A 24,901-nucleotide genomic window follows, 5' to 3' on the forward strand; every position below is an offset into this window, starting at 1 on the left:
AGCAGCACCCGTAACACCCTTTGTCCAGAGAGGACCGAATTTCCATGGCCGATGCCGCTGCCTCCGCCGCTGTCCCCGGCGGCGCCCCCGCCGGCAAGGTGACCTTCGTCGGTGCCGGTCCCGGCGCCGCCGACCTGCTGACGTTCCGGGCCGCGCGCGCGATCGCCGAGGCCGACGTGGTGATCTGGGCGGCGAGCCTGGTCCAGGCCGAGGTCCTCCAGCACGCGCGCGAGGGCGCGGAGATCCTCGACTCCGCCACGATGTCGCTGGAGGCCGTCGTCGCGGTGTACGAGCGGGCCCGCGCCGAGGGGCTGCGGGTCGCCCGGATCCACTCCGGGGACCCGGCCCTGTGGGGCGGCACCCAGGAGCAGGTCGACCGGTGCGCCGGGATCGGCGTCGAGGTCGAGATCGTGCCCGGGGTGTCCTCCTTCTCGGCGGTCGCCGCGCTCGCGCAGCGCGAGCTGACCATTCCCGAGGTCGCCCAGTCCGTGGTGCTGACCCGGCTCGGCGGCGGCAAGACGCCGATGCCGCCGGGCGAGGAGGTCCGGGAGTTCGCCCGGCACGGCACCACCATGGCCGTCTTCCTCTCGGCAGCGCGCAGCGGGCAGCTGGTCCGGGAGCTGCTGGAGGGCGGCTATCCGACGTCGACGCCGGTGATCGTCGCCTACCAGGCGACCTGGCCGGAGGAACTGGTCGTGCGGTGCACGATCGGGACGCTGGAGGAGACGGTCAAGGAGCACAAGCTCTGGAAGCACACCCTGTTCCTGGTCGGCCCCGCCCTGGAGGCGCACGGCACCCGCTCGCACCTCTACCACCCCGGCCATTTCCACGGGTTCCGCAAGGCCGACCCCGAGGCCCGGCGTGAGCTGCGGGAACGGGGGGCGAGTACGTGATCACGGTCTTCGGTACGGGCACGGGCGCGCCGCTCCCCGCGGACGCGCTGGCCGGGGCCGGGCTGGTGGTCGGCGGGCGTCGGCACCTGGACGCGGCCCGGCTGCCGCAGGGCGCCGAGCGGATCGTGCTCGGGCCGCTGGCACCGGCCCTCGACGCCGTCGCGCGGTACGTCGCCGCGGACCGGCCGGTGGCGGTGCTGGCCTCCGGCGACCCCGGGTTCTTCGGGATCGTGCGGGCGCTGGCCGAGCGGTTCGGGCCGGAGCTGCTGGACGTGCGGGCCGGGGTGTCCTCGGTGGCCGCCGCGTTCGCACGGGCCGGGCTGCCCTGGGACGACGCGGTGGTGGTGAGCGCCCACGGGCGGCGGCCGCGTACCGCGGTCCACGTGTGCCGGGCGCATCCGAAGGTGGCGGTGCTGACGGGTCCGGGTGCCGGGCCGGCGGAGCTGGCGGCCGCGGTGCCCGCGGACCGGGTGCTGGTCGTGGCGAGCGCGCTCGGGGATCCGGAGCGGGAGCGGGTGGAACGGGTCACGCCCGCCGAGGCCGCGGGCCGGGACTGGGGGGCGGACGTCAGCGTGGTGCTGTGCCTGGACCCGGCGCGGGCGCTCGGTGCGGTGCGCACGGTCGCCGGGGTGCCGGACCAACCGGCCGGCTGGGCCCTGGACGAGGGCGAGTTCGCCCACCGGGACTCGATGATCACCAAGTTCGAGGTGCGGGCGCTGGCGCTGGCCCGGCTCGGACCGCGCCTCGGCGACCTGGTCTGGGACGTCGGCGCGGGTTCCGGGTCGGTGGCGGTGGAGTGCGCGCGGCTCGGGGCGGCCGCCGTCGCCGTGGAGAAGACCGCCGACGGCGTCGGACGGATCGCGGCCAACGCGCGGGCGCACGGCGTGTACGTGGACGTGGTGCACGGCACGGCACCGGACGCCCTGGGCAAACTCCCCGATCCCGACGCCGTGTTCGTCGGCGGCGGCGGCCGTGAACTGCCCGCCGTGGTCGGCGCCTGCGCGCTGCGGGCCCGGCGGACGGTGGTGGTCGCGCTGGCCGCGCTGGACCGGGTGCCGGCCGCGCGCGAGGCGCTGACCGGCGCCGGGTTCTCCTGCGACGGGGTGCTGCTGCAGTCGTCGCGCCTGGCGCCGCTGCCGGGCGATGTCACGCGGCTGGCGGCGGCCAATCCCGTGTTCCTGCTGTGGGGGAATCGCATCCCCCGTTCCGAAGAAGGAGTTGCTCAGTGATCGGCCTGATTTCCGCCACCGCGGCGGGGGCGGCGGCACGCGACCGGCTGGCCGCGGCGTGGCCGGACCGCACGCGGGTGTACGACGGTCCGGTCGGGGACGCCGTGCGGTCCGCGTTCGCGGAATGCGGGCAGCTGGTGTGCTTCCTGGCCACCGGCGCGGTGGTCCGGCTGATCGCCCCGCTGCTGGGCGAGAAGACCGCCGACCCGGGTGTGGTCTGCGTCGACGAGGGCGGCCGGTTCGCCGTGTCCCTGGTCGGCGGGCACGCGGGCGGCGCCAACGAACTCGCCCGTGAGGTCGCCGAGCTGCTGGCCGCGCAGCCGGTGGTGACCACGGCGACGGACGCCGTCGGGCTGCCCGGCCTGGACACCCTCGGCTTCCCGGTCGAGGGCTCGGTGGCGGCCGTGTCGCGGGCCCTCCTGGACGGCGAACCGGTCGCCCTGCGCGCCGACGCGGCCTGGCCGCTGCCGGCGCTGCCGTTCGCCGCGGAGGGGGCGTACACGGTCCGGCTGACCGACCGCGCGGCCGAACCCGGCGAGCGCGAGGTGCTGCTGCGGCCGCCGTCCCTGGTGGTCGGCGTCGGCGCGTCCAGGGGCGCCCCCGCCGACGAGGTGTACGCGCTCGTCGAGGGGGCGCTGCGGGACGCCGGGCTGTCCCCGCGCAGCGTCGCCGAACTCGCCACCGTCGACGCCAAGGCCGAGGAGCCCGGCATCGTGGCGGCGGCCGCGCGGCTCGGGGTGCCCCTGGTGACGTACGCCGCCGAGGAGCTGGCCCGGGTGCCGGTCCCCCACCCGTCGAAGGCGCCCCTGGCCGCCGTCGGCACGCCGTCCGTCGCGGAGGCCGCGGCCCTGCTGCGCGGCGGCGAACTCCTCGTCCCCAAAACGAAGTCGGCCGCCCGGCCGGCGATGGCGACCTGTGCCGTGGTCCGGCGGCCGCCGCGCGGCCGGCTGGCGGTCGTCGGGCTGGGCCCCGGCGCCCGCGACCTGCTCACCCCGCGTGCCGGGGCCGAACTGCGGCGTGCCTCCGTGCTCGTCGGGCTCGACCAGTACGTCGACCAGATCCGCGACCTGCTGCGGCCCGGCACCCGGGTCCTGGAGTCCGGGCTGGGCGCGGAGGAGGAGCGGGCGCGGACCGCGGTCGCCGAGGCGCGGGCCGGGCACGCCGTCGCGCTGATCGGCAGCGGTGACGCCGGCGTGTACGCGATGGCCTCGCCCGCTCTCGCCGAGGCCTCCGACGACATCGACGTGATCGGTGTCCCGGGCGTCACCGCGGCGCTCGCCGCCGGCGCGGTCCTCGGCGCGCCGCTCGGCCACGACCACGTCTCCATCAGCCTGTCCGACCTGCACACTCCGTGGGAGGTCATCGAGCGCCGGGTGCGGGCCGCCGCCGAGGCGGACCTCGTGGTGACCTTCTACAACCCGCGCTCGCGGGGCCGCGACTGGCAGCTGCCGAAGGCGCTCTCGATCCTCGCCGGGCACCGCGAGCCGACCACGCCCGTGGGTGTCGTCCGCAACGCCTCGCGCCCCGACGAGTCGAGCCGGGTGACCACCCTGGGCGGGCTGGATCCGGCGTGGGTGGACATGATGACCGTCGTGACCGTCGGCAACACCGCGACCCGGAACGTCGCCGGGCGCATGGTCACCCCGCGCGGGTACCGGTGGCAGGAGAGCGCTTCGAAGGAGGCCGAGTGAACCGGGTCGTCCACCCCATCGAGGAGGAGTCCTACCGGCGGCTGCGGGCCCGCCTGGACACCTCGCACCTGCCGCCGCTGACCCGCGCCGTGGTGGAACGGGTCATCCACTCCGCGGCCGACCTGGAGTACGCGGCCGACCTGGTGACGGACGAGGCCGACCTGGCGGCGGCGCACGCCGCGCTGCACGCCGGGGCGCCGGTGGTCGTGGACGTGGAGATGGTGGCCGCCGGGATCACCCGCCGCCAGACGGTGTGCCGGCTGCGCGACGCCGAGTCCCGTCCCGGGCTGACCCGTTCGGCGCACGCGATCCGGCTCGCCCACGAGCAGGTCGGGCCCGGCGCCCTGTGGGTGATCGGCAACGCGCCCACCGCGCTGGAGGAGTTGCTGACCCTGGACGCCGCTCCCGCGCTCGTCATCGGTCTGCCCGTCGGTTTCGTCGGCGCGGCCGAGTCCAAGGCCGCGCTGCGCGCGAGCGGGCTGCCCGCCGTGAGCAACGTGTCCGAGAAGGGCGGCTCGGCGGTCGCCGCCGCCGCACTCAACGCCCTGCTGTACCACCCCACTTCCGAGGAGACCCCGTGACCACCCCGCCCGCCCTGCTCATCGCCGGCCACGGCACCCGGGACGAAGCCGGGGCCGAGGCGTTCCGCGCCTTCGTCCGGGAGCTGGGGCGCCGCAATCCCGAACTGCCCGTCGCCGGCGGCTTCATCGAGCTGTCCCCGCCGCCGCTGGGCGAGGCGGTGAGCGACCTGGTGGAGCGGGGCGTCCGGCGCTTCGCCGCCGTTCCGCTGATGCTGGTCTCCGCCGGGCACGCCAAGGGCGACATCCCGGCCGCGCTGGCCCGCGAGAAGGAACGCCACCCGGGGATCTCGTACACCTACGGGCGTCCGCTGGGCCCGCACCCGGCGCTGCTTGCCGTGCTGGAGCGGCGCCTGGACGAGGTGCTGGGCGCCGGCGGCGGACGCGCCCCGCTGGACCGGGCGGACGTGACCGTGCTGCTGGTGGGCCGGGGTTCCACGGACCCGGACGCCAACGCCGAGGTGCACAGGGCGGCGCGGCTGCTGTGGGAGGGGCGCGGCTACGCCGGGGTGGAGACGGCGTTCGTGTCGCTGGCCGCGCCGGACGTGCCGAGCGGACTCGACCGGTGCCTGCGCCTCGGGGCGCGGCGGATCGTCGTCCTGCCGTACTTCCTGTTCACCGGCATCCTGCCGGAGCGGGTGCGGCAGCAGACCGAGGGCTGGGCGGCCGCGCACCCCGAGGCCGAGGTGCGCTCGGCCGACGTCATCGGGCCCGAGCCGGAACTCCTCGACCTGGTGATGGAGCGGTACCGGGAGGCGGCCGCGGACCAGGTGCGGATGAACTGCGACTCGTGCGTGTACCGGATCGCGATGCCCGGCTTCGAGGACAAGGTGGGGCTGCCGCAGCAGCCGCACTTCCACCCCGACGACGACGGTCACGAGCACGGGCACCACCACCACGGCGGGCACGCGCATGCGCACTGACGGCGCCCCGGGGGGTCTGTACGATCTGCGGCACCACGGCGACGCCGAGGTCCGTGACGACGGTGCCGCCCTGGTCGACCTCGCGGTCAACGTGCGGTCGGGTACGCCCCCGGTCTGGCTGCGCGAGCGGATCGCCGGGTCGCTGGGCGCTCTCGCCGCCTATCCCGACGGGCGGGCCGCGCGGGCGGCGGTCGCGGCGCGGCACGGGCTGCCGGTGGAGCGGGTGCTGCTGACGGCGGGCGCGGCGGAGGCGTTCGTGCTGCTGGCGCGGGCGCTGGAGGTGCGCCGGCCGGTGGTGGTGCATCCGCAGTTCACCGAGCCGGAGACGGCGCTGCGGGACGCGGGGCACACCGTGGGCCGGGTGCTGCTGCGGGAGGAGGACGGGTTCCGGCTCGATCCGGCGGCCGTGCCGGAGGACGCCGACCTGGTGGTCATCGGCAATCCGACGAACCCGACGTCGGTGCTGCACCCCGCCGGCACCGTCGCCCGGCTCGCCCGGACCGGGCGGACGCTGGTGGTGGACGAGGCGTTCATGGACGCGGTGCCGGGCGAGCGGGAGGCGCTGGCGGGGCGGACCGACGTGCCGGGGCTCGTGGTGCTGCGCAGCCTGACGAAGACGTGGGGGCTGGCCGGACTGCGGATCGGCTACGTGCTGGCCGGTCCTGGGACCGTCGAGCGGCTGGCCCGTGCGCAGCCGCTGTGGCCGGTGTCGGCGCCGGCGCTGGTGGCGGCCGAGGCGTGCGTGGCGCCCCGGGCGCTGGCGGAGGCGGCGCACGCGGCGCACCGGGCGGCGGCCGACCGGGCCCATCTGGTCGCGGGTCTGGAGGAGTTCGCGCCGGAGGGGGTACGGGTGGCGGGGCCCGCGGAGGGGCCGTTCGTGCTCGTGCGGATGGCACGGGCGGCCGCGGTGCGGCGGCAGTTGCGGGTGCTGGGTTACGCGGTGCGGCGGGGGAACACGTTTCCCGGCCTGGACGAGGAGTGGATGCGGATAGCCGTCCGGGACCGCGCGACGGTGAACGGGTTCCTGCAGGCGCTGGACCGGGCGCTGACCCTGGTCCGGGGGTGAGGAGAGCGGGGACCGCGCGCCGTTGTGGATCGACCGTCGCCTGTGGCCGGTCGCGCGGTTCCCCGCTCCCCTGACGGGGCGCTACCGCTTGCGTCGGGCGACCGTCACCGCCCCCGCGCCCGCCAGGAGCAGCGCCAGCGCGCCTGCCGCCACATACGGCGTCAGTGAACTGCCGCCCGTCTCGGCGAGGTCGGTCTCCTTCGCCGGGGCGCCCTGGGGTTTGACGTCGGTGACCGGTCCGGCCGAGCCGGACGCGGCGGCCCGGTCGGACGGGGCGGCCTGGGCCTGCGGTGTCTCACAGGTCGCCTTCGCCAGGGTGAGCGTTCCCTCCACGTCGGCCACGTTCAGCTTCAGCGGGTTCACCGAGATCTTGAGTTCCAGGGCGCTGGCCGCCGCCGTCGTCGACGTCGTCTCGCGCTTGGACAGGTCGAGGCGGACCTCGCCGACGCCGGGGACGCGGACGTCGGTGGGGCCGCCGGCGCTCAGCGTGATCCGCTTGCCGAGGACCGTGACGGCGCCGAGCACGTTCGCCTCGGCCACCGGGTGTTCGCCACTCGCGCAGGTGGCCCTGGACGTGACGGTGCCGAGTTCCACGAGGGACAGCAGGGGCAGGCCGGGCAGGTGCAGGCGGGCGTGGGCCAGGTGGACCGAGCCCTCGGCCACGCCGTGCGAGACGGTCGCCTTCGCCGAGGCGACGTCGGCGCTCAGGACGTTGAACGGCTTGCCGCCGTCGACTCCGTCGAGCGTGGCGGTGAGCGCGGTGCGGTCGGCGCTGCGCGGTGCCTGGACCTCGTTCAGGGAGACCGCGAGCGGGACGTTCACGGTCTTGTCGAGGAGGGAGACGTCGAGGCCGGTGCGCAGGACGACCGCGCTCGCGCGACCCTGGCCGGTGGTCGCGTGCGCGGCGCCCGCGCCCGCCAGGACCGCGGGACCGGCGACCAGGGCGGTGGCCGTCGCGACGGTCGCGAGACGGCGTGCGGGCATACGGAAAGTGTCGCTGTTCAAGGTGGTGGGACCCCCAGAGGAAACTTGCTCGGGACCCGCCAAGAATTACGCACTGAGGGTGAACGGGCGGCGATCCAGCGTGACTTCACTCATTAGTGGAGTTTCCGCTCGTTCATTCGATGCCGCGGGCACAGGCGTTCCCCTACTCGACGACCCGCCCGTTCAGCACCACCCGACGGGGGGACGCGAGGACGCGTACGTCCGCGCGCGGGTCGCTCTCGTACACCACCAGGTCCGCCGGTGCGCCCTCCTCCAGGCCGGGCCTGCCGAGCCAGGCGCGGGCGGCCCAGCTGGTGGCCGCGAGCGCGTCGACGGCCGGGATGCCGGCGGTGACCAGTTCGGCGACCTCGCCCGCGACCAGGCCGTGCGCGAGGGAGCCGCCGGCGTCGGTGCCGACGTACACCGGGATGCCGGCGTCGTAGGCGGCGCGGACGGTGTCGTAGCGGCGCTCGTGGAGCCGGCGCATGTGGGCCGACCAGCGCGGGAACCTGGCCTCGCCGCCGGCCGCGAGGCTCGGGAAGGTGGCGATGTTGACGAGGGTCGGGACGATGGCGACCCCGCGTTCGGCGAAGAGCGGGATCAGCTCGTCGGTGAGGCCCGTGGCGTGCTCGATGCAGTCGATGCCGGCCTCGACCAGGTCCTGGAGCGAGTCCTCGGCGAAGCAGTGCGCGGTGACCCGGGCGCCGAGCCGGTGCGCCTCGGCGATCGCCGCCTGCACCGCGTCCCGCGGCCAGCTGGGGGCCAGGTCGCCGAGGTCGCGGTCGATCCAGTCGCCGACCAGTTTGACCCAGCCGTCGCCGCGCCGGGCCTCCCGGGCGACGTGGGCGACCAGGTCGGGCGGCTCGATCTCGTGGGCGAAGTTCCTGATGTAGCGGCGGGTGCGGGCGATGTGCCGGCCGGCCCGGATGATCTTCGGGAGGTCCTCGCGGTCGTCGACCCAGCGGGTGTCGGAGGGCGACCCGGCGTCCCGGATCAGCAGGGTGCCGGCCTCGCGGTCGGTGAGGGCCTGCTTCTCGGCGGTGGCCGCGTCGACCGGGCCCTCGGGGCCGAGGCCGACGTGGCAGTGCGCGTCGACGAGACCGGGCAGCGTCCAGCCCTCTACGGCGGTGACGTCCCGGGCGCGGGCGGGACGGTCGTAGGAGACCCGCCCGCCGATCACCCACAGCTCGTCCCGGACGTCGTCGGGCCCCGCCAGGACCCGGCCCTTCACGTGCAGCACCGGTCGATCGCTCATGGGCTCAGCCTAGGACGACGGCGAACCCCTGATCGATGCGGCTCGGCAGCCGGGACTTTCGCAACACGCCCTAGTCTCCGGACTCCCCCTCGACCTGGGCCATGGCCGGGTTCAGCAGCCGGGACAGGAAGTGGCGGGTGCGTTCGTGCGCCGGGTCGCCGATCACCCGGTCCGGGGCGCCCTCCTCGACGACGACTCCGCCGTCCATGAAGACGACCCGGTCGGCGACCTCCCGGGCGAAGGTCATCTCGTGGGTGACCACCATCATGGTCATGCCCTCGCGGGCCAGCATCCGCATCACGGCGAGGACGTCGCCGACCAGTTCGGGGTCGAGGGCCGAGGTCGGCTCGTCGAAGAGCATCACCTCGGGGCCCATCGACAGCGCGCGGGCGATCGCCACGCGCTGCTGCTGGCCGCCGGAGAGGGAGGCGGGGTAGGCGTACGCCTTCTCGGTCAGGCCGACGCGCTGGAGGTTCTCGGCGGCCACGCGTGCCGCCTGCGCCTTGTCCCGCTTGAGGACCCGGCGCTGCGGCAGCGTGAGGTTCTCGGTCACCGTGAGGTGCGGGAAGAGGTTGAACTGCTGGAAGACCATGCCGATACGGCGGCGTACGGCGTCGATGTCGACGTCGGGGTCCGTCAGCTCCGTGCCGCCCACGAACACCTTGCCGCCGGTCGGCTCCTCCAGGAGGTTGACGCAGCGCAGCAGGGTCGACTTGCCGGAGCCCGAGGGGCCGATGACGCACACCACCTCGCCCTGGCCGATCTCCAGGTCGATGCCGCGCAGCACCTCGTTGTCGCCGAAGGACTTGTGCAGGCCCTCGATCCGGATCTCGGGCCGGCCGGTGTCGGGTGTCATCGCACGACCTCCCGGGCCTTCGCCTCCATGCGCCGCACCACGAAGCCGAGCGGGATCGTGACCAGCAGGTAGCACAGGCCGGCGACGAGGATCGGTGTGGAGTTGGCGGTCGTACTGGCCAGGTCCCGGCCGTACTTGGACAGTTCGCGTTCCTCCAGGGTGACGCCGAGGAGCAGCACCAGGGAGGAGTCCTTGAAGAGGATCACGAACTCGTTGGTCAGCGGCGGCAGGATGATCCGGAACGCCTGCGGGATGACGACGGAGACCATGGCACGCGCGGGCGAGAAGCCGAGCGAACGCGCCGCCTCCAGCTGCCCCTTGGGCACGGCCTGGATGCCGGCGCGGAAGGTCTCCGCCAGGTAGGCGGCGCCGACCAGGCCGAGGGCGATGGCGGCCTTGCCGTACGTGCCGCCGACGATCTCCGTGCCGGGGAAGGCGAGCGGCACCGCGACCCCGATGAAGATGAAGATCAGCAGGGCGGGCAGACCGCGGAAGATCTCGATGTAGACGCCGGCGACCCAGCGGTAGGGGGCGACGGACGACAGCCGCATCAGCGCGATCACCAGGCCCAGCACCAGGGCGAAGACGAACCCGGAGACCGTGTAGAGCACGGTGTTCCGCAGGGCGAGCGTGATGACGTCCGGGAACATCTGCCGGGCGATGTCCCACTGCGCGAACTGGTTCTGCAGGCGGCCCCAGTCGGCGCCGGCCGCGAAGGCGGCCACGGCGGCGACGAAGACGGCGTACTGCGCGCCGCGCGACAGCCGGCGCTTCTGGCGCCGGGTCAGGCCCTTCCTGCGGGGCTGGAGTTCGGTGTCCGCGGCGGTCATGAGGCCGCCGGGGAGGCCGCCGACGCGTCGTACGGGCCGATCCACTTCTCGTAGAGCTTCTTGTAGGTGCCGTCGGCCTTGGCGTCGGCGATCGCCTTGTCGACGGCGGCGAGCAGCTTGGTGTTGCCCTTCTTGACCGTGATGCCGTACTGCTCACCGGTGTTGATCTGTCCGGCGACCTGGAACGCGGCGGCGTTGGCCTTGTCCTTCAGCCAGCCCTGGACCACCGGGTAGTCGATGACGACGGCCTTGACCTGGCCGGTGCGCAGTCCGTTGAGGACGGCGTCGGAGGACTCGAAGGAGACCGGGTCCAGGCCCTGCGCCTTGGCGTAGTCCTCGCCGGTGGTCTGCGCCTGGGCGCCCACCTCGGTCTTCTTGGCCTTGGCGTCGGCGAGCGAGGTGACGCCGCTGCCCTTGGCGACGAGGAGGGCCTGGGTGGCGTCGAAGTACGGGGTGGAGAAGTCGACGTTCTTCTTGCGCTCGGCGGTGATGGTCATGCCGGCCGCGGCCAGGTCGCACTGGCCGGAGTTGAGGAAGGCGCCGGTCTTGAAGTTCTCGAACGGGGTGTCGAGGACCTTCTGCTTCACGCCGAGGTCCTTGGCGACCAGGTCGACCATCGACACGTCGAAGCCCTGCACCTTGCCGTCGATCACCGACTGGAACGGCGGGTACGGCAGGTGGGTGCAGGTGGTGAGCTGTCCGGCCTTGACGAGTTCGACACCGCCCGCCACCGTTCTGGAGGCGCTGGAGCCGTTGCCGCTCGACGTGCAGCCGGCCACGAGGGCCAGCCCGGCCGCGGCGGTGGCGGCGGCCAGGGCGCGAGCCCGGCGGCGCCCGAGGAGCGTGGTCACGAGACCTCCCGTAGGTCTGCGGGCCCCCACGAGACTGTGAGGGAGCTTTGGATTCCGGTTCTGCGGGTTCCGATTATAAGGAGATGTTTGGGTATCTCAAACCAATCCGATAGCGGCGGGGCCGTCCGGCCTGAGAAGTAGCCGGTCACCGCCGGTCCCGGCGGTGAAAAGGGTGCCGGTTACGCTCATGCCGACCTGCCCCTACGCGAGCGAAGAGAGCACCGCCGTGACCCACCCCTTCCTCGACCTGCCCCCGCTGAGCGCCGCGCACTTCGCCGCCATCGAGGACGGCGTCGCCCGGCTGCTGGACACCCGGCAGGACGTCCTGGTCATGCAGGGCGAGGCGCTGCTGCCGCTGGAGGGTGCGATCAGGTCCGCCGCCGGGCCGGGCACGACCGCGCTGAACGTGATCACCGGCCCCTACGGGCAGACCTTCGGCAACTGGCTGCGGGACTGCGGCGCGAGGGTGATCGACCTCTCGGTGCCGTTCCACACGGCGGTGACGGCCGCGCAGGTGCGGGAGGCGTTCGCCGCGCACCCGGAGATCGACTTCGTGTCCCTGGTGCACGCCGAGGCGGCGACCGGCAACACCAACCCGGTCGCGGAGATCGGCGCGGTGGTGCGCGAGCACGGCGCGCTGTTCTACCTGGACGCGGTCGCCTCGGTCGGGGCCGAGCCGGTGCTGCCGGACGCCTGGGGCGTGGACCTGTGCGTGATCGGGGCCCAGAAGGCGATGGGCGGGCCCGCCGGCGTCTCGGCGGTGTCGGTGAGCGAGCGGGCGTGGGCCCGGATGGCGGCGAACCCGCACGCTCCGCGCCGCTCGTACCTGTCGCTGCTGGACTGGAAGGAGCGCTGGCTCGACGGCGGCCGCGCGGCGCTGCCGCACGCGCCGGCCCAGCTGGAGATGCTGGCCCTCCAGGCGTGCCTGGAGCGCATCGAGGCGGACGGGCCGCAGGCGGTGATGCGCCGGCACCGCACGGCGGCGCTGGCCACCCGGGCGGGCGCGGTGGCCCTGGGCGGCGGCCTGGAGCCGTACGTGTACGAGGAGGCGGACGCGGCACCGGTCGCCACGACGCTGCGGGTGCCGTCGGGCGTGGTGGCCTCGGAACTGGTCGCCGGGGCGCTGGCGGGCGACGGCACGCTGCCGCTGGCCGCGGGCGGCGGCGCGCTGGCCGCGGAGATGATCCGGGTGAACCACTACGGGGTGGACGCGACGGTGGGCGCGGTCCAGGCGAGTCTGGCGGCGCTCGGCGCGGGGCTGGCGGAGCGGGGGCGGACGGTGGACCTGGAGGGGGCCCGGCGGGCGGTGGAGTCCGCCTGGCGTTGACGGCCGGGAACGGGTGCGGGGTGATTCCGGCGCCGCGTCGCGGGCGGTTCGCGCCGCCCGCGCCCGGAGCCCCGGCCCCGCCGTACGCGGCGCATCGAGGGCGTTAACGGCGTCAGAATTCAAAGTAATTCCGAATTCTCTTTTGACCGATGGCTTACCCGAGTTCTTCTGCCCGCTTTTTGCGGAGCTAAACGGGGGTGATTTCCTCCAGATTTCAACCCTGTGACACACTCCACATAACCGGGTCATTTGCCCGGTTTGTGGTGGGAAATTTCGGTACATACAGGCACGGCGGGTCGAGCCGACAACGGCACCCGCCGTGCATTTTTGCATTTGCCTCGCTAAATTCAGTCCGCATGACCGCCCCACAAGCAGACCTGATCGTCGAGCGCCCGCTGGTGACCGACGGCGCCGCCCTGTGGCGTCTCGCAAAGGAATCCGGAAACCTCGATCTGAACTCCTCGTACAGCTATCTGCTGTGGTGCCGGGATTTCGCCGGCACGTCGGCGGTGGCGCGCGGAGCGGACGGTGAGCCCGTCGGATTCGTCACCGGATACACCCGGCCGGACCGCCCGGACACGCTGCTCGTCTGGCAGGTCGCCGTGGACGCCGTACAGCGCGGGCGCGGTGTCGCCGCGCGGCTGCTGGACGGGCTCACGGCACGGGTGGCCGCGGAACAGCCGCTCACCGCGGTGGAGACCACCATCACGCCCGGGAACACCGCCTCCGAGCGGCTGTTCACCTCGTACGCGGCCCGGCACGGCGCCACCGTCGAGCGGACCGTGCTGTTCGAGGCCGGCGAGTTCCCGGACGGTCCGCACGACCCCGAAGTCCTGTACCGCATCGGCCCCTTGACCCCCACATCGCACTGAGGAGCCTCCCTGTGACCATCACGCAGCCCGACCTGAGCGTCTTCGAGACCCTGGAGTCCGAGGTCCGCAGCTACTGCCGCAGCTGGCCCACCGTGTTCGACCGGGCCCGGGGCAGCCGGATGTACGACGAGGACGGCCACGAGTACCTGGACTTCTTCGCCGGCGCCGGATCACTCAACTACGGACACAACAACCCCGTGCTGAAACGGGCGCTGCTCGACTATCTGGAACGCGACGGGGTCGCCCACGGCCTCGACATGTCGACCACCGCCAAACGGTCGTTCCTGCAGACCTTCCAGGACCTCGTGCTGCGCCCGCGCGACCTGCCGTACAAGGTCATGTTCCCCGGGCCCACCGGCACCAACGCCGTGGAGTCCGCGCTGAAGCTGGCGCGGAAGGTGAAGGGACGCGAGGCGATCGTCTCGTTCACCAACGCCTTCCACGGCATGTCCCTCGGATCCCTGGCCGTCACCGGCAACGCGTTCAAGCGGGCCGGCGCCGGGGTCCCGCTGGTGCACGGGACGCCGATGCCCTTCGACAACTACTTCGAGGGCAAGGTCCCGGACTTCCTCTGGTTCGAGCGGCTCCTGGAGGACCAGGGCTCCGGGCTCAACAAGCCCGCCGCGGTGATCGTGGAGACCGTGCAGGGCGAGGGCGGCATCAACGTCGCCCGGCCCGAGTGGCTGCGCGCCCTCAAGGAGCTGTGCGAGCGGCAGGACATGCTGCTGATCGTCGACGACATCCAGATGGGCTGCGGACGGACCGGCGCGTTCTTCTCCTTCGAGGAGTCCGGGATCGTCCCCGACATCGTGACGGTGTCCAAGTCCATCAGCGGCTACGGGCTGCCGATGTCGCTGTGCCTGTTCCGGCCCGAGCTGGACGTGTGGGAGCCCGGCGAGCACAACGGCACCTTCCGCGGCAACAACCCGGCCTTCGTCACCGCGACCGCCGCGCTGGAGAGCTACTGGACCGACGGCCCGGCGATGGAGAAGCAGACCCGCGCCAAGGGCGAGCAGGTCGAGCAGGGACTCATCGCGATCGTCGAGGAGAACCTCGCCGACGTGCGCGAGTACCGGGGCCGCGGTCTGGTGTGGGGCGTGGAGTTCCACGAGAAGGCACGGGCCGGGCGGATCGCCCGCCGCGCCTTCGAACTGGGGCTGCTCATAGAGACGTCGGGGCCGGAGAGCGAGGTCGTCAAGCTGCTGCCCGCCCTGACCATCACTCCGGACGAACTGGACGAGGGCCTGAGCATCCTCGCCCGGGCCGTCCGGGAAACCGTCTGACCAGGATCTAGCCAAGGAGGCTGTACACCACCGTGATCGTCCGTTCTTTCAAGGAGATCGAAGGTACCGACCGCCACGTCAAGGCCGCGTCCGGGACCTGGGAGAGCAAACGCATCGTCCTCGCCAAGGAGCGGGTCGGATTCTCGGTGCACGAGACGATCCTGTACGCGGGCACGGAGACGGACATGTGGTACGCCAACCACATCGAGGCCGTGGTCTGCGTCGAGGGCGAGGCCGAGCTGACCGACCGCGAGACCGGGACGTCGTACACGATCACGCCCGGCACCATGTACCTCCTCGACGGACACGAGCGGCACACGCTGCGCGTCAAGGAGGACTTCCGCTGCATCTGCGTGTTCAACCCGCCGGTCACCGGCCGGGAGGACCACGACGAGAACGGCGTCTATCCGCTGCTGACCGAGGAGGGCTGACCATGACCACGATCACCGACCTGTACCCGAGCCGCGGCCCGGTCGAGGTCTCCCTGCCCCGCAAGGACCCGGTCGTCTGGTCGGCGCCCGGTGCGGCCGGGCCGATCCCCACGGACCGGCTGGAGGAGTTCGAGCGGGACGGCTTCCTCGCCATCGACCAGCTGCTCGCGGACGACGAGGTCGCCGTCTACCGGGACGAGCTGGAGCGGCTGGTAGCCGATCCGGCGGTCCGGGCCGACGAGCGCTCCGTCATCGAGCCGAAGTCCAAGGAGATCCGCTCGGTCTTCGAGGTGCACAAGATCAGCGAGGTGTTCGCGAACCTGGTGCGCGACCAGCGGGTGGTCGGCCGGGCCCGGCAGATCCTCGGCTCGGACGTCTACGTCCACCAGTCGCGGATCAACGTCAAGCCCGGGTTCGGGGCCAGCGGCTTCTACTGGCACTCGGACTTCGAGACCTGGCACGCCGAGGACGGGCTGCCGAACATGCGCACGGTGTCGGTCTCGATCGCGCTGACCGAGAACCACGACACCAACGGCGGCCTCATGATCATGCCGGGCTCGCACCGGACGTTCCTCGGCTGCGCCGGCGCCACGCCGGAGGACAACTACAAGAAGTCGCTGCAGATGCAGGACGCGGGCACGCCCTCGGACGAGGCGCTGACCGCGATGGCCGGCGAGTACGGCATCAAGCTGTTCACGGGCCGCGCCGGTTCGGCGACCTGGTTCGACTGCAACTGCATGCACGGCTCCGGCGACAACATCACGCCGTTCCCGCGCAGCAACGTCTTCATCGTCTTCAACAGCGTGGAGAACAAGGCGGTCGAGCCCTTCTCGGCCCCCGTCCCCCGACCGGAGTTCATTGGGGCACGGGACTTCACGCCCGTGCGGTGAACTCCCCTTGACCGGCCGGGCCGGGACCTCCCGTGGGACGGGGTCCCGGCCCGGCCGTCCGCATGTCCGTCAGCCGCCGAGCACGTCCAGCAGCCGGTCCACGTCCGCGGCCGTGTTGTACAGGTGGAAGGCGGCCCGCAGGTTGCCCGCCCGGTCGGAGACCTCGATGCCGGCGTGGCTCAACGCGGGCTGGCGGCCGCCGAGTCCGGGCACCGAGACGATCGCCGAACCGGGCGCGGGCAGCGGCCGGTGGCCGAGCGCGTCGAGTCCGGCCCGGAACCGGTCGGCGAGGGCCACGTCGTGGGCGTGCACGGCGTCGACCCCGAGTTCCTCGACGAGATCGAGGGAGCGGCGCAGTCCCGCGAAGGTGAACAGGGCGTGGGTGAGGTCGAACCGCCGTGCGGAGTGCGCCAGTTCGGACACCGGGCCGTAGCAGCTGTCCCACGGCCGCTCGCCCGCGACCCAGCCTGCCAGCAGCGGGGTGAGCCCCCCGAAGTCCTCGGGGACCACGAGGAAGGCCGTGCCGTGCGGGCCGAGCAGCCACTTGAAGGAGACCGAGGCCGAGAAGTCGTGGGCGTCGGCGTCCATCGGGAGCCAGCCGGCGGACTGGGAGAAGTCGACGTAGGTGCGCGCCCCGTGGTCGCGGGCGGCCGCGCGCAGGGCCGGCAGGTCGGCGACGCGGCCGTCGGCGGACTGGGCGGCGCTGACCGCGACCAGCGCGGTGCCGGGGCGGACCGACTCGGCGATCCGCTCCAGCGGCACGGAGCGCACCTTGAGGTCGCCGCGGACGTGGAACGGGTTCAGCACGGAGGTGAAGTCGTCCTCGGCGGTGAGGACTTCGGCGCCGGCCGGCAGCGAGGCGGCGATCACGCCGGAGTGCGCGGCCACGGACGCGCCCACCGCGACCCGGGAGGCGGGGACGCCGGCGAGCCGCGCGTAGGCGGCCCGGCTCGCCTCCACGTCCTCGTACAGCGAGGTCAGCGGCCGGCCCTCGGCCCGCAGCAGGGCCGCCTCGTGCAGGGCGGCCACCGTGCGGGCCGGCAGCAGGCCGTTGCTCGCGGTGTTCAGGTAGGTGCTCTTCGGGGTGAACTCGGCGCGGACGAGGCTCTCGAACGTCTCCGTGGTCTCCATGGCTCCACTCTGCGGGCCACGGGACCCCCCGTCCATTGCGGATTTTTGCGCAGCACCGCGAAGCATCGCTTATACGACGTCTGTGACCTGCGGTTTCTCAGTGCTGCGGGACCGCGCACCCGTCCGGCCCGCAGGCCTCGGCGCCGCCCTCGTCGATGAGCTTCAGCGGGGACCGCGCCCCCCAGGCCTGGCCGAGCGCCTGGGTGAACACCTCGGCGGGCTGGGCGCCGGAGACCCCGTACTTCCGGTCGAGGACGAAGAACGGCACCCCGTTGGCGCCGAGCTCGGCCGCCTCGCGCTCGTCGGCGCGGACGTCGTCGGCGTAGCGGGCCGGGTCGGCGAGCACCTCGCGCGCGGCCTCCGCGTCCAGTCCGGCCTCCGCGGCCAGCCCGACCAGCCGCTCGGCGCCCTCGGTGAACAGCGACCGCTCCTCGGCGAAGTTCGCCCGGTACAGGAGCTGGATCAGCTCGTCCTGGCGGCCCTGCTCCTTGGCGAAGTGCAGCAGCCGGTGCATGTCGAAGGTGTTGCCGTGGTCCCGGCCGCGGGTGCGGTAGTCGAGGCCCTCGGCGGCGGCCTGGGCACCCAGGTTGTCCTCGCCCGCCTCGGCCTGCGCCTCGCTCATGCCGTACTTCTTGGTGAGCATGGCGAGCACCGGCTGGACGTCGTCCTTGGCGCGACCGGGGTCCAGCTCGAAGGAGCGGTGCACGACCTCGACCTCGTCGCGGTGCGGGAAGGCGGCGAGCGCCTTCTCGAACCGCGCTTTTCCGACATAGCACCAAGGGCAAGCGATATCGGACCAGATCTCGACGCGCATGTTGTCCGCTCTCCAGGTAGTCAAGAGTTCTCTCGACACCCGAACCCCCGCGCGGCCCGCTTCATTCCCCGCGCACCGCGTACCGCAGGCAGAGGTGGTGGTCGCCCTCGGCGGGCGGCCGTTCCGGGTCCGGCACCCAGCCCTGGCGGGCGTAGAAGGCCTGGGCCCGCCGGTTGTCGACGTGCACGTCCAGGACGGCCGTCCGCCGGCCGTCGGCCCGCCACTGCTCCAGGCAGGCGGTGTGCAGGGCGGTGCCGATCCCGGTCCGCCAGTGGGCGGGGTCGACATGGAACTGGAACAGCTTGACCGTCCCCGCGGGCGCGCCCTGGGGCGTGCGGAAGGAGGCGACCGCGGTGATCTCGCCGGCCTCCACCACGCACAGCACCTGCCCGTCGGGCCGCTCGACGGCGCCGAGCCAGGCCGCCGTCCAGTCCACGCCGTCCTCCGGGAGGCCGTCCGGGTAGTACGTGGACCGGGCCCGGTGGTGCAGCGCGGCGATCTTCGCGGCCTCGGCGGGCAGGGCCGTGCGGATCACCCGCAGCCCCTTGAGACGGTCACTGATCATGCATCACAGGACGCGGCCGCGCCGCCGCCGGTTCCGCCGCCGTTCAGCTTCCGTCGCGGAGGTCGGCCGGCCAGTCGGTCCTGAACTCGATGTGGTCGTAGGTCACCACGCACCCCTCCCCTATCGGCGACTGGGTCATGAAACCGACCAGCGCGTCCCCGGTCTCCTTCTCGCCGCCCAGCGTGAACAGCCGGACGAAGACCCACTTCCTGCCGTCGCGGGAGGCGTGGAAGGCGAGCGCCCGGCCGGTCCTGCTGATCCGCAGCCAGACCGAACTCCCCTCCACCGTGAAGGCGTTGGAGTCGTCGGAGTGGCCGCGGGTGACCACCGTGCAGACGGTGGGGACGTCCGGGGAGTTCTCCAGGCAGAGCTTGGCCCAGGCCCGGTCGCCGACGTGGACGTACAGCACACCGGCGTCGAAGGCGGCGCCGAAGCCGACGGTGACCCGGGCGATCAGCTGGAAGTCCCCCTCGGGCGCCCCGAGCAGCCGGGGCGCGTCCGAGGCGGGGTCCTGGGCCTCACCGGTGGGCGGCACGAACCGGTCCTGCCGGGCCCCGGCCCACCCCGTGAGCACACCGTCCTCGTGGAACCAGTGCCCGTCGGGCCCGTAGGTACGGAGCGGAAAGGGCAGTTCGGGGAGTTCGAAGTCCATGGCCACAGTCTCGCAGGGGACCGTTCCCCCGGGGGCGCGGGACCGTGCCGATACGCGGCTCGCCGCGTGGGCGCGGGCGACCACGGCGAACCGGCACCCGGCGACGCACCCGTGTCCCCGCGGCGCGCTACCGCTCCAGCACCCCGTCGTAGCGCCGCGGCAGCCCCAGCGGGTTCTCGTCCCGCAGTTCCGCCGGCAGCATCGCCTCCGGCACCCCCTGGTACGCCACCGGCCGCAGCCACCGCTCGATGGCCGTACCGCCCACCGAGGTCGACGTGGAGGTGGTGGCCGGGTAGGGCCCGCCGTGGTGCTGGGCCGGCGCCACGGCGACCCCGGTCGGCCAGCCGTTCACCAGCACCCGGCCGGCCAGCGGCGTGAGCTCCGCGAGGATCTCCGCCCCGAGCCCCTGCCCCGCGGCCTCCTCGGCGGAGACGTGCACGGTCGCGGTGAGGTTGCCCGGCAGCCGCGACAGCACCGCCGTCGCCTCGTCCCGGTCCGCGTACCTGACCACGACGGTCACCGGCCCGAAGCACTCCTCGAGGAGCAGGTCGTACGCCCCCTCCTCGGCCAGCCGGCCGGCCGGCACCGTGAGGAATCCCGCGCTGACGGTGTGCTCGCCGCCCGCGCCCGGGGTCACCGGGCTCTCCACGCCGGGGAGTTGGCCCCGCTCCGCGACCCCGGCGACGAAGTTGTCCCGCATCCGGTGGTCGAGCAGCACACCCGCGTCGGTGTCGCTGACGGCGTCCGTGAGGGACTTGAGCAGCCCGTCGCCGGCGGCGTCGGCCGGCACCAGGACCAGGCCGGGCTTCACGCAGAACTGGCCGACGCCCATCGTCATCGACCCGGCGAGCCCGGTGCCGATCTCCCCGCCGCGCTCGGCGGCCGCGGCCTCGGTGACCAGGACCGGGTTGAGGGATCCCAGCTCGCCGTGGAAGGGGATCGGGACCGGGCGCGCGGCGGCGGCGTCGAACAGCGCACGGCCGCCCCGTACCGAGCCCGTGAAGCCGGCCGCGGCGACCAGGGGGTGCCGGATCAGTTCGAGGCCGGCCTCGAAGCCGTGCACGAGACCGATCACGCCCGCGGGGATGCCGTGCCGGGCCGCGGCCCGGCGCAGCACCGACGCGACCAGCTCGGACAGGCCCGGGTGGTCGGGGTGGGCCTTGACGACGACCGGGTTGCCCGCGGCCAGCGCGCTCGCGGTGTCGCCGCCGGCGACCGAGAAGGCGAAGGGGAAGTTGGAGGCGGAGTAGACGGCGACGACGCCCAGCGGGACCTTGTAGCGGCGCAGGTCGGGCACGGGCGGCGTGGCGGTGGCGTCCGGGTGGTTGATGATGACGTCGAGGAAGGCGCCCTCGTCGACGATGCCGGCGAAGGCCCGCAGCTGGTAGGTGGTGCGGGCGAGTTCGCCGGTGAGCCGGACCGGGCCGAGCGCGGTCTCGGCGTCGGCGGCCTCCACGAGGTGGTCCCTGGCCGCGTCGAGTCCGTCGGCGGCGGACCGCAGGAAGGCGGCGCGGACCGTGCGGTCGGCGAGGGCGGCGCGGACGGCGTGCGCCGCGGTGACGGTGGTGTCCACCTCCTCGGCTGTGGCTTCCACCGCAACCTGTTCACGCTGCTTCCCGGTACGCGGGTCGACACTCCAGACTGGTGCTGCTGCCACCGCGGGTCCCTCCATGAGTTGCGTTCTGCCGCAGAGCCGGGTCACTCACCAGGGATGTTCGATATACTGAACGCTGTCTCTGATGATGAATGGGCTGTTGGAGACTATAACCTCGGTTTCTCGTCCAACGAAGGGGTCAAGGGCGATGTCGGCAGGCGAGACAGGCGGCGGGGCACAGGTCAAGTCCGCGGTGCGGACGGTGGAGTTGCTCGAGTACTTCGCCGGCCGGCCCGGTATGCACTCCCTCGCGGCGGTCCAGGAGGCGGTGGGCTACCCCAAGTCCAGCCTCTACATGCTGCTGCGCACGCTCGTGGAGCTCGGCTGGGTGGAGACCGACGCGACCGGCACCCGGTACGGCATCGGGGTCCGGGCGCTGCTGGTCGGCACCTCGTACATCGACGGCGACGAGGTGGTCGCGGCGGCCCGTCCGACCCTGGACCGGCTCTCCGACGACACCACGGAGACCATCCACCTGGCGCGCCTTGACGGCACGAACGTGGTCTACCTGGCCACCCGCCAGTCCCAGCACTACCTGCGCCCCTTCACCCGGGTCGGCCGCAGGCTCCCCGCGCACTCCACCTCCCTCGGCAAGGCGCTGCTGGCCACGCACACCGACGAGCAGGTGCGCAAGCTGCTCCCGGAGACCCTCCCGGCGCTCACCGAGCACACCCTCACGGACCGCGAGAAGCTCATCGAGGAGCTCCACCAGATCCGCGACCAGGGCTTCGCGATCGACCGCGAGGAGAACACGCTCGGCCTGCGCTGCTTCGGGGTGGCGATCCCCTACCGCACCCCGGCCCGCGACGCGATCAGCTGCTCGGTCCCGGTGGCCCGCCTCACGCCCGCCCACGAGCAGATGATCAAGGACGCGCTGTTCGACGCCCGGGACCGTCTGACCCTGGCCACCCGCCGCCTCTAGGCCGTGTCCGCATGAACGGGCGATGAGAATTCCGCCCGCACGGGAACGGACCACCCGTCTTCGCTCGTCTGTCCGAACGGAATGAACAAGACGATCAGGCGGGCGTCCGTCTTCGTGCTGCTGCTGGTGCTCGCCCTGCTGGGCAGGGCGACATGGCTGCAGTTCTACGACGGCAAGGCCCTCGCGGAAGACACGAAAAACCGGCGGAACGCGATCCAGACGTACTCGCAGCCGCTCGGCAACATCGTCGTGGCCGGCAGTTCGATCACCGGCTCGGCACGGACTTCGGGCAGCGACCTCGCGTACAAGCGCACCTACACCGCCGGCAAGCTGTACGCGGCGGTGACGGGCTACGCCTCGCAGGCGTTCGCCCCGACCCAGTTGGAGGGCATCTACCAGGATCTGCTCAACGGCACCGACAACCGGCTCAAGTCGGTCATGGACACCGTCACCGGGGAGCGCGCGGCCCCGGGCAACGTGATCACCACCATCGATCCGGACGTCCAGAAGGCCGGCTACCGCACGCTCGGCGACAAGAAGGGCGGGGCGGTCGCGATCGACCCGAAGACCGGCAGGATCCTGGCGGTCGTCTCCACCCCGTCGTACAGCCCGGACTCGCTGACCGACGCGAACACCGCCGGCTCGGCCTGGAAGTCGCTGCTCGGCGACCAGGACAAGCCGCTCACCAACCGGGCGCTGCGCCAGCCGCTGCCGCCGGGTTCCACGTTCAAGCTGGTGGTCGCGGCGGCCGCACTGGAGGACGGGCTCTACGGGAACGTGGACGTGAAGACGGACAGCCCCATCCCGTACACCCTGCCGGGCACCACGACCCCGCTGAGGAACGAGAGCACTTCCGCGCCCTGCGAGAACGCCCCGATCCGGGTCGCCCTCCAGTACTCCTGCAACAACGTCTTCGGCAAGATGGCCGTCGACCTGGGCCAGGACAAGGTGCGGGCGATGGCCGAGAAGTTCGGCTTCGACGACGAGCAGCAGGACGTGCCGGTTCGGGCCTTTGCCAGCTCCTACCCCAAGGACATGGACAAGGCGCAGACCGCGCTGTCCGGCATCGGCCAGTTCGACGTCACGGCGACCCCGCTCCAGATGGCCATGGTGTCGGCCGCCATCGCCAACGGCGGCAAGCTGGTCTCGCCGCACATGGTGTCCCAGGTCACCGACAGCGGCGGCGACGTGCTCCAGAACTACGACGACACCACGGACAGCAAGGAGATCGTCAGCTCCACGACGGCCGAGCAGCTCCAGTCCGCGATGCAGACGGTCATCGAGCAGGGCACGGGCACGAACGCGCGCATCGACGGCGTCACCGTGGGCGGCAAGACCGGCACGGCCCAGCACGGCGAGAACAACAGCAAGACGCCGTACGCCTGGTTCACCTCGTACGGCAAGTCCGACAGCACCGGCAAGGAGGTCGCCGTGGCGGTGATGGTCGAGCAGTCGGACGCCGCGCGGTCGGAGGTCAGCGGCAACGGCCTGGCCGCGCCGGTGGCCAAGGCGATGATGCAGGCGGCGCTGAAGAACTGAGGGGTTCTCCGCGCGATCGGCCACGGCCCGTGCCGTGGCCGATCGCGGCTCCTCCCCCGGCGCCCCGTGCGGGGCGCCCTACTTCACGCCCAGGACCTGCTCCACCGGATCGATCGCGAAGTACACCAGGAACAGCGCGGAGACCGCCCACAGCAGCCAGTTGACCTCCCTGGCCTTGCCCAGCACCGCCTTGATCACCACGTACGCCAGGAATCCGGCCCCGATGCCGTCGGTGATCGAGTAGGTGAACGGCATCGCGGCGATCGTCAGGAACGCCGGAACGGCGATCTCGTACCTGTCCCAGTCGATGTGCTTGACGTGGGTCATCATCAGGAAGCCGACGGCGATCAGCGCCGGCGCCGCCGCCTGGAGCGGCACGATCGTCAGCAGCGGGGTCAGGAAGAGCGCGAGTCCGAACAGCCCGCCGGTGATCAGGTTGGCGAAGCCGGTGCGCGCCCCCTCGCCCACGCCCGCCGCCGACTCGATGTACGCCGTGTTGGAGGAGGCCGAGCCCACACCGCCGGCCACCGCCGCGGCGCCGTCGATGAACAGCACCCGCCCGATGCCGGGCACCTGCCCCTTCTCGTCCAGCAGCCCGGCCTCCGCGCTGATGCCGACGATCGTGCCCATGGCGTCGAAGAAGTCGGACAGGATCAGCGTGAAGACCAGCAGGACGGCGGTGAGGACACCGGCCTCGGCGAAGCCGCCGAACAGGCTGAAGTGGCCGAGGAGTCCGAAGTCCGGGGTGGCGACGATCTTGTCGGGGACCTTCGGCGTGGTCAGGCCCCAGCTCTTGATGTCGGCGACCGAGTCGATGACGATCGCCACGACGGTCATGGTGACGATGCTGATCAGGATGGCGCCCTTCACCTTGCGGGCGATCAGCGCGATGGTCAGGAGCACGCCAAGACAGAAGACCAGTACGGGCCAGCCGGTCAGCCGGCCCACGGCGCCCAGCTGCACCGGAACGGTGGTGTTCGCGGCGTCCGGGATCCGGCTGACGAACCCGGCGTCGACGAAGCCGATGAAGGCGATGAACAGGCCGATGCCGACCCCGATCGCCTGCTTCATCGGCTGCGGGATGGCGTTCATGATCGCTTCCCGCAGTCCGGTCACCACCAGCACGCAGATCAGGATGCCTTCGAGGACGACCAGGCCCATCGCGTCGGACCAGCTCATCAGCGGCGCCAGCTGGAAGGCCACGACGGCGTTGAGGCCGAGCCCGGCGGCGATGGCCAGCGGCAGGTTGCCGCCGACCCCCATGATGACCGTCATCACGCAGGCCACCAGCGCGGTGGCGGTGACGAGTTGGCCGGTGTCGAGGGTGTGCCCGAACTTGTCCTCGGCGCTGCCGAGGATGATGGGGTTCAGCACCAGGATGTAGGCCATGGTGAAGAACGTGGCGAAGCCGCCGCGTATCTCCCGGCCGAAGGTGGACCCCCGTGCGGAGATCTTGAAGAACCGGTCCACGGTGTTCCCGGCAGGTGGCGCGGCACCCTGCCGCTCGTCCACCTTCTGCGACTCGGACATGGTCGTACTCCTCGTTGCCTGAGCGATCGTGTGCGGATGCTGGCTGGATTGTTCCCGCGTTCAACCGGTTTCAGGTTTTCTCCGTGTTACGGAATCGCCCGGCGGTACGGAATCGCGCGACGAGGAGAGCGGGAC

Annotated in this window: 24 protein-coding genes; 13 read left to right on the forward strand and 11 right to left on the reverse strand. The window is 72.6% G+C overall.

Annotated elements, in window-relative coordinates; translation table 11 throughout:
- Positions 1-44 precede the first annotated feature (44 nt).
- The 6 genes from cobM to cobC are packed head-to-tail and all read left to right on the forward strand — an operon-like array spanning position 45 to position 6,380.
- Positions 45-893 carry a precorrin-4 C(11)-methyltransferase gene (gene cobM / locus ACIQOE_RS00375; protein WP_401408619.1) on the forward strand — a complete coding sequence of 283 codons (849 nt, stop codon included), beginning with the start codon at positions 45-47 and terminating at the stop codon, positions 891-893.
- Entirely contained in the window at positions 890-2,122 is a 1,233-nt protein-coding gene (gene cbiE, locus ACIQOE_RS00380) for a precorrin-6y C5,15-methyltransferase (decarboxylating) subunit CbiE (RefSeq protein ID WP_401408622.1), read from the forward strand. The genes cobM and cbiE overlap by 4 nt, the downstream gene beginning before the upstream one ends.
- Positions 2,119-3,813 (forward strand): precorrin-3B C(17)-methyltransferase, encoded by a 1,695-nt coding sequence (gene cobJ / locus ACIQOE_RS00385; RefSeq protein WP_399008552.1) that lies wholly within the window; start codon positions 2,119-2,121, stop codon positions 3,811-3,813. The genes cbiE and cobJ overlap by 4 nt, the downstream gene beginning before the upstream one ends.
- Positions 3,810-4,394: a precorrin-8X methylmutase gene (locus ACIQOE_RS00390; protein ID WP_351326166.1), complete on the forward strand. Its 585-nt coding sequence runs from the start codon at positions 3,810-3,812 to the stop codon at positions 4,392-4,394. Before cobJ ends, ACIQOE_RS00390 begins: the two co-directional genes overlap by 4 nt.
- The gene (locus ACIQOE_RS00395) at positions 4,391-5,314 is read left to right on the forward strand and encodes a sirohydrochlorin chelatase (protein WP_365555522.1); all 924 of its coding nucleotides are present in this window, start codon (positions 4,391-4,393) and stop codon (positions 5,312-5,314) included. The genes ACIQOE_RS00390 and ACIQOE_RS00395 overlap by 4 nt, the downstream gene beginning before the upstream one ends.
- Positions 5,304-6,380 (forward strand): Rv2231c family pyridoxal phosphate-dependent protein CobC, encoded by a 1,077-nt coding sequence (gene cobC / locus ACIQOE_RS00400; protein WP_401408627.1) that lies wholly within the window; start codon positions 5,304-5,306, stop codon positions 6,378-6,380. The genes ACIQOE_RS00395 and cobC overlap by 11 nt, the downstream gene beginning before the upstream one ends.
- Before the next feature lie 81 nt (positions 6,381-6,461).
- On the opposite strand, the gene ACIQOE_RS00405 is transcribed toward cobC, so the two are convergent.
- The 5 genes from ACIQOE_RS00405 to ACIQOE_RS00425 form a co-directional block, all read right to left on the reverse strand.
- Positions 6,462-7,385 carry an SCO1860 family LAETG-anchored protein gene (locus tag ACIQOE_RS00405; protein WP_365555518.1) on the reverse strand — a complete coding sequence of 308 codons (924 nt, stop codon included), beginning with the start codon at positions 7,383-7,385 and terminating at the stop codon, positions 6,462-6,464.
- Between the two features lie 142 nt (positions 7,386-7,527).
- Positions 7,528-8,619, reverse strand: a complete 1,092-nt coding sequence (locus ACIQOE_RS00410) for an amidohydrolase family protein (protein WP_401408630.1) — start codon at positions 8,617-8,619, stop codon at positions 7,528-7,530.
- Positions 8,620-8,689: 70 nt separating this feature from the next.
- Entirely contained in the window at positions 8,690-9,475 is a 786-nt protein-coding gene (locus ACIQOE_RS00415; RefSeq protein WP_401408634.1) for an amino acid ABC transporter ATP-binding protein, read from the reverse strand.
- Complete coding sequence (locus tag ACIQOE_RS00420) at positions 9,472-10,305, reverse strand: amino acid ABC transporter permease (RefSeq protein ID WP_401408637.1); 834 nt, start codon at positions 10,303-10,305, stop codon at positions 9,472-9,474. The genes ACIQOE_RS00415 and ACIQOE_RS00420 overlap by 4 nt, the downstream gene beginning before the upstream one ends.
- Positions 10,302-11,156: an ABC transporter substrate-binding protein gene (locus tag ACIQOE_RS00425; protein WP_351936807.1), complete on the reverse strand. Its 855-nt coding sequence runs from the start codon at positions 11,154-11,156 to the stop codon at positions 10,302-10,304. Before ACIQOE_RS00425 ends, ACIQOE_RS00420 begins: the two co-directional genes overlap by 4 nt.
- A gap of 226 nt (positions 11,157-11,382) precedes the next feature.
- Here ACIQOE_RS00425 and ACIQOE_RS00430 point away from each other — a divergent pair, with 226 nt between their 5' ends.
- The 5 genes from ACIQOE_RS00430 (at position 11,383) to thpD (ending at position 15,959) form a co-directional block, all read left to right on the forward strand.
- Positions 11,383-12,483, forward strand: coding sequence for an aminotransferase class V-fold PLP-dependent enzyme (locus ACIQOE_RS00430; protein ID WP_351326387.1), 1,101 nt, complete (start codon positions 11,383-11,385; stop codon positions 12,481-12,483).
- Between the two features lie 356 nt (positions 12,484-12,839).
- Positions 12,840-13,355 carry a diaminobutyrate acetyltransferase gene (gene ectA / locus ACIQOE_RS00435; RefSeq protein WP_362169204.1) on the forward strand — a complete coding sequence of 172 codons (516 nt, stop codon included), beginning with the start codon at positions 12,840-12,842 and terminating at the stop codon, positions 13,353-13,355.
- An 11-nt stretch (positions 13,356-13,366) separates the two neighbouring features.
- Entirely contained in the window at positions 13,367-14,638 is a 1,272-nt protein-coding gene (ectB, locus tag ACIQOE_RS00440; protein WP_351326183.1) for a diaminobutyrate--2-oxoglutarate transaminase, read from the forward strand.
- 32 nt (positions 14,639-14,670) lie between these two features.
- Positions 14,671-15,069, forward strand: a complete 399-nt coding sequence (locus ACIQOE_RS00445) for an ectoine synthase (protein WP_351326185.1) — start codon at positions 14,671-14,673, stop codon at positions 15,067-15,069.
- A 2-nt stretch (positions 15,070-15,071) separates the two neighbouring features.
- On the forward strand, positions 15,072-15,959 hold the full coding sequence (gene thpD, locus ACIQOE_RS00450; protein ID WP_351326186.1) for an ectoine hydroxylase: 888 nt from the start codon (positions 15,072-15,074) through the stop codon (positions 15,957-15,959).
- Positions 15,960-16,028: 69 nt separating this feature from the next.
- Here thpD and ACIQOE_RS00455 read toward each other — a convergent pair whose 3' ends face one another.
- The 5 genes from ACIQOE_RS00455 to ACIQOE_RS00475 all read right to left on the reverse strand — a co-directional run bounded on the left by ACIQOE_RS00455 (position 16,029) and on the right by ACIQOE_RS00475 (position 20,778).
- On the reverse strand, positions 16,029-17,090 hold the full coding sequence (locus ACIQOE_RS00455; protein WP_401408641.1) for an aminotransferase class V-fold PLP-dependent enzyme: 1,062 nt from the start codon (positions 17,088-17,090) through the stop codon (positions 16,029-16,031).
- Positions 17,091-17,187: 97 nt separating this feature from the next.
- Entirely contained in the window at positions 17,188-17,904 is a 717-nt protein-coding gene (locus ACIQOE_RS00460) for a DsbA family oxidoreductase (protein WP_365555505.1), read from the reverse strand.
- 61 nt (positions 17,905-17,965) lie between these two features.
- Entirely contained in the window at positions 17,966-18,469 is a 504-nt protein-coding gene (locus tag ACIQOE_RS00465; RefSeq protein WP_365570192.1) for a GNAT family N-acetyltransferase, read from the reverse strand.
- 43 nt (positions 18,470-18,512) lie between these two features.
- Positions 18,513-19,121 (reverse strand): DUF1349 domain-containing protein, encoded by a 609-nt coding sequence (locus ACIQOE_RS00470; protein ID WP_351326194.1) that lies wholly within the window; start codon positions 19,119-19,121, stop codon positions 18,513-18,515.
- Positions 19,122-19,248: 127 nt separating this feature from the next.
- The gene (locus ACIQOE_RS00475; RefSeq protein ID WP_365570189.1) at positions 19,249-20,778 is read right to left on the reverse strand and encodes an aldehyde dehydrogenase (NADP(+)); all 1,530 of its coding nucleotides are present in this window, start codon (positions 20,776-20,778) and stop codon (positions 19,249-19,251) included.
- Positions 20,779-20,923: 145 nt separating this feature from the next.
- Here ACIQOE_RS00475 and ACIQOE_RS00480 point away from each other — a divergent pair, with 145 nt between their 5' ends.
- Together ACIQOE_RS00480 and ACIQOE_RS00485 are read left to right on the forward strand one after the other, a co-directional pair.
- Positions 20,924-21,697, forward strand: coding sequence for an IclR family transcriptional regulator (locus ACIQOE_RS00480; RefSeq protein WP_351326197.1), 774 nt, complete (start codon positions 20,924-20,926; stop codon positions 21,695-21,697).
- An 81-nt stretch (positions 21,698-21,778) separates the two neighbouring features.
- The gene (locus ACIQOE_RS00485; RefSeq protein ID WP_351326198.1) at positions 21,779-23,236 is read left to right on the forward strand and encodes a penicillin-binding protein 2; all 1,458 of its coding nucleotides are present in this window, start codon (positions 21,779-21,781) and stop codon (positions 23,234-23,236) included.
- A 78-nt stretch (positions 23,237-23,314) separates the two neighbouring features.
- On the opposite strand, the gene ACIQOE_RS00490 is transcribed toward ACIQOE_RS00485, so the two are convergent.
- Positions 23,315-24,766 carry an NCS2 family permease gene (locus ACIQOE_RS00490; protein WP_401408647.1) on the reverse strand — a complete coding sequence of 484 codons (1,452 nt, stop codon included), beginning with the start codon at positions 24,764-24,766 and terminating at the stop codon, positions 23,315-23,317.
- Positions 24,767-24,901: the final 135 nt, after the last annotated feature.

It is taken from the genome of Streptomyces sp. NPDC091282 (assembly GCF_044757385.1).
Classification (GTDB): Bacteria; Actinomycetota; Actinomycetes; order Streptomycetales; family Streptomycetaceae; genus Streptomyces; species Streptomyces gramineus.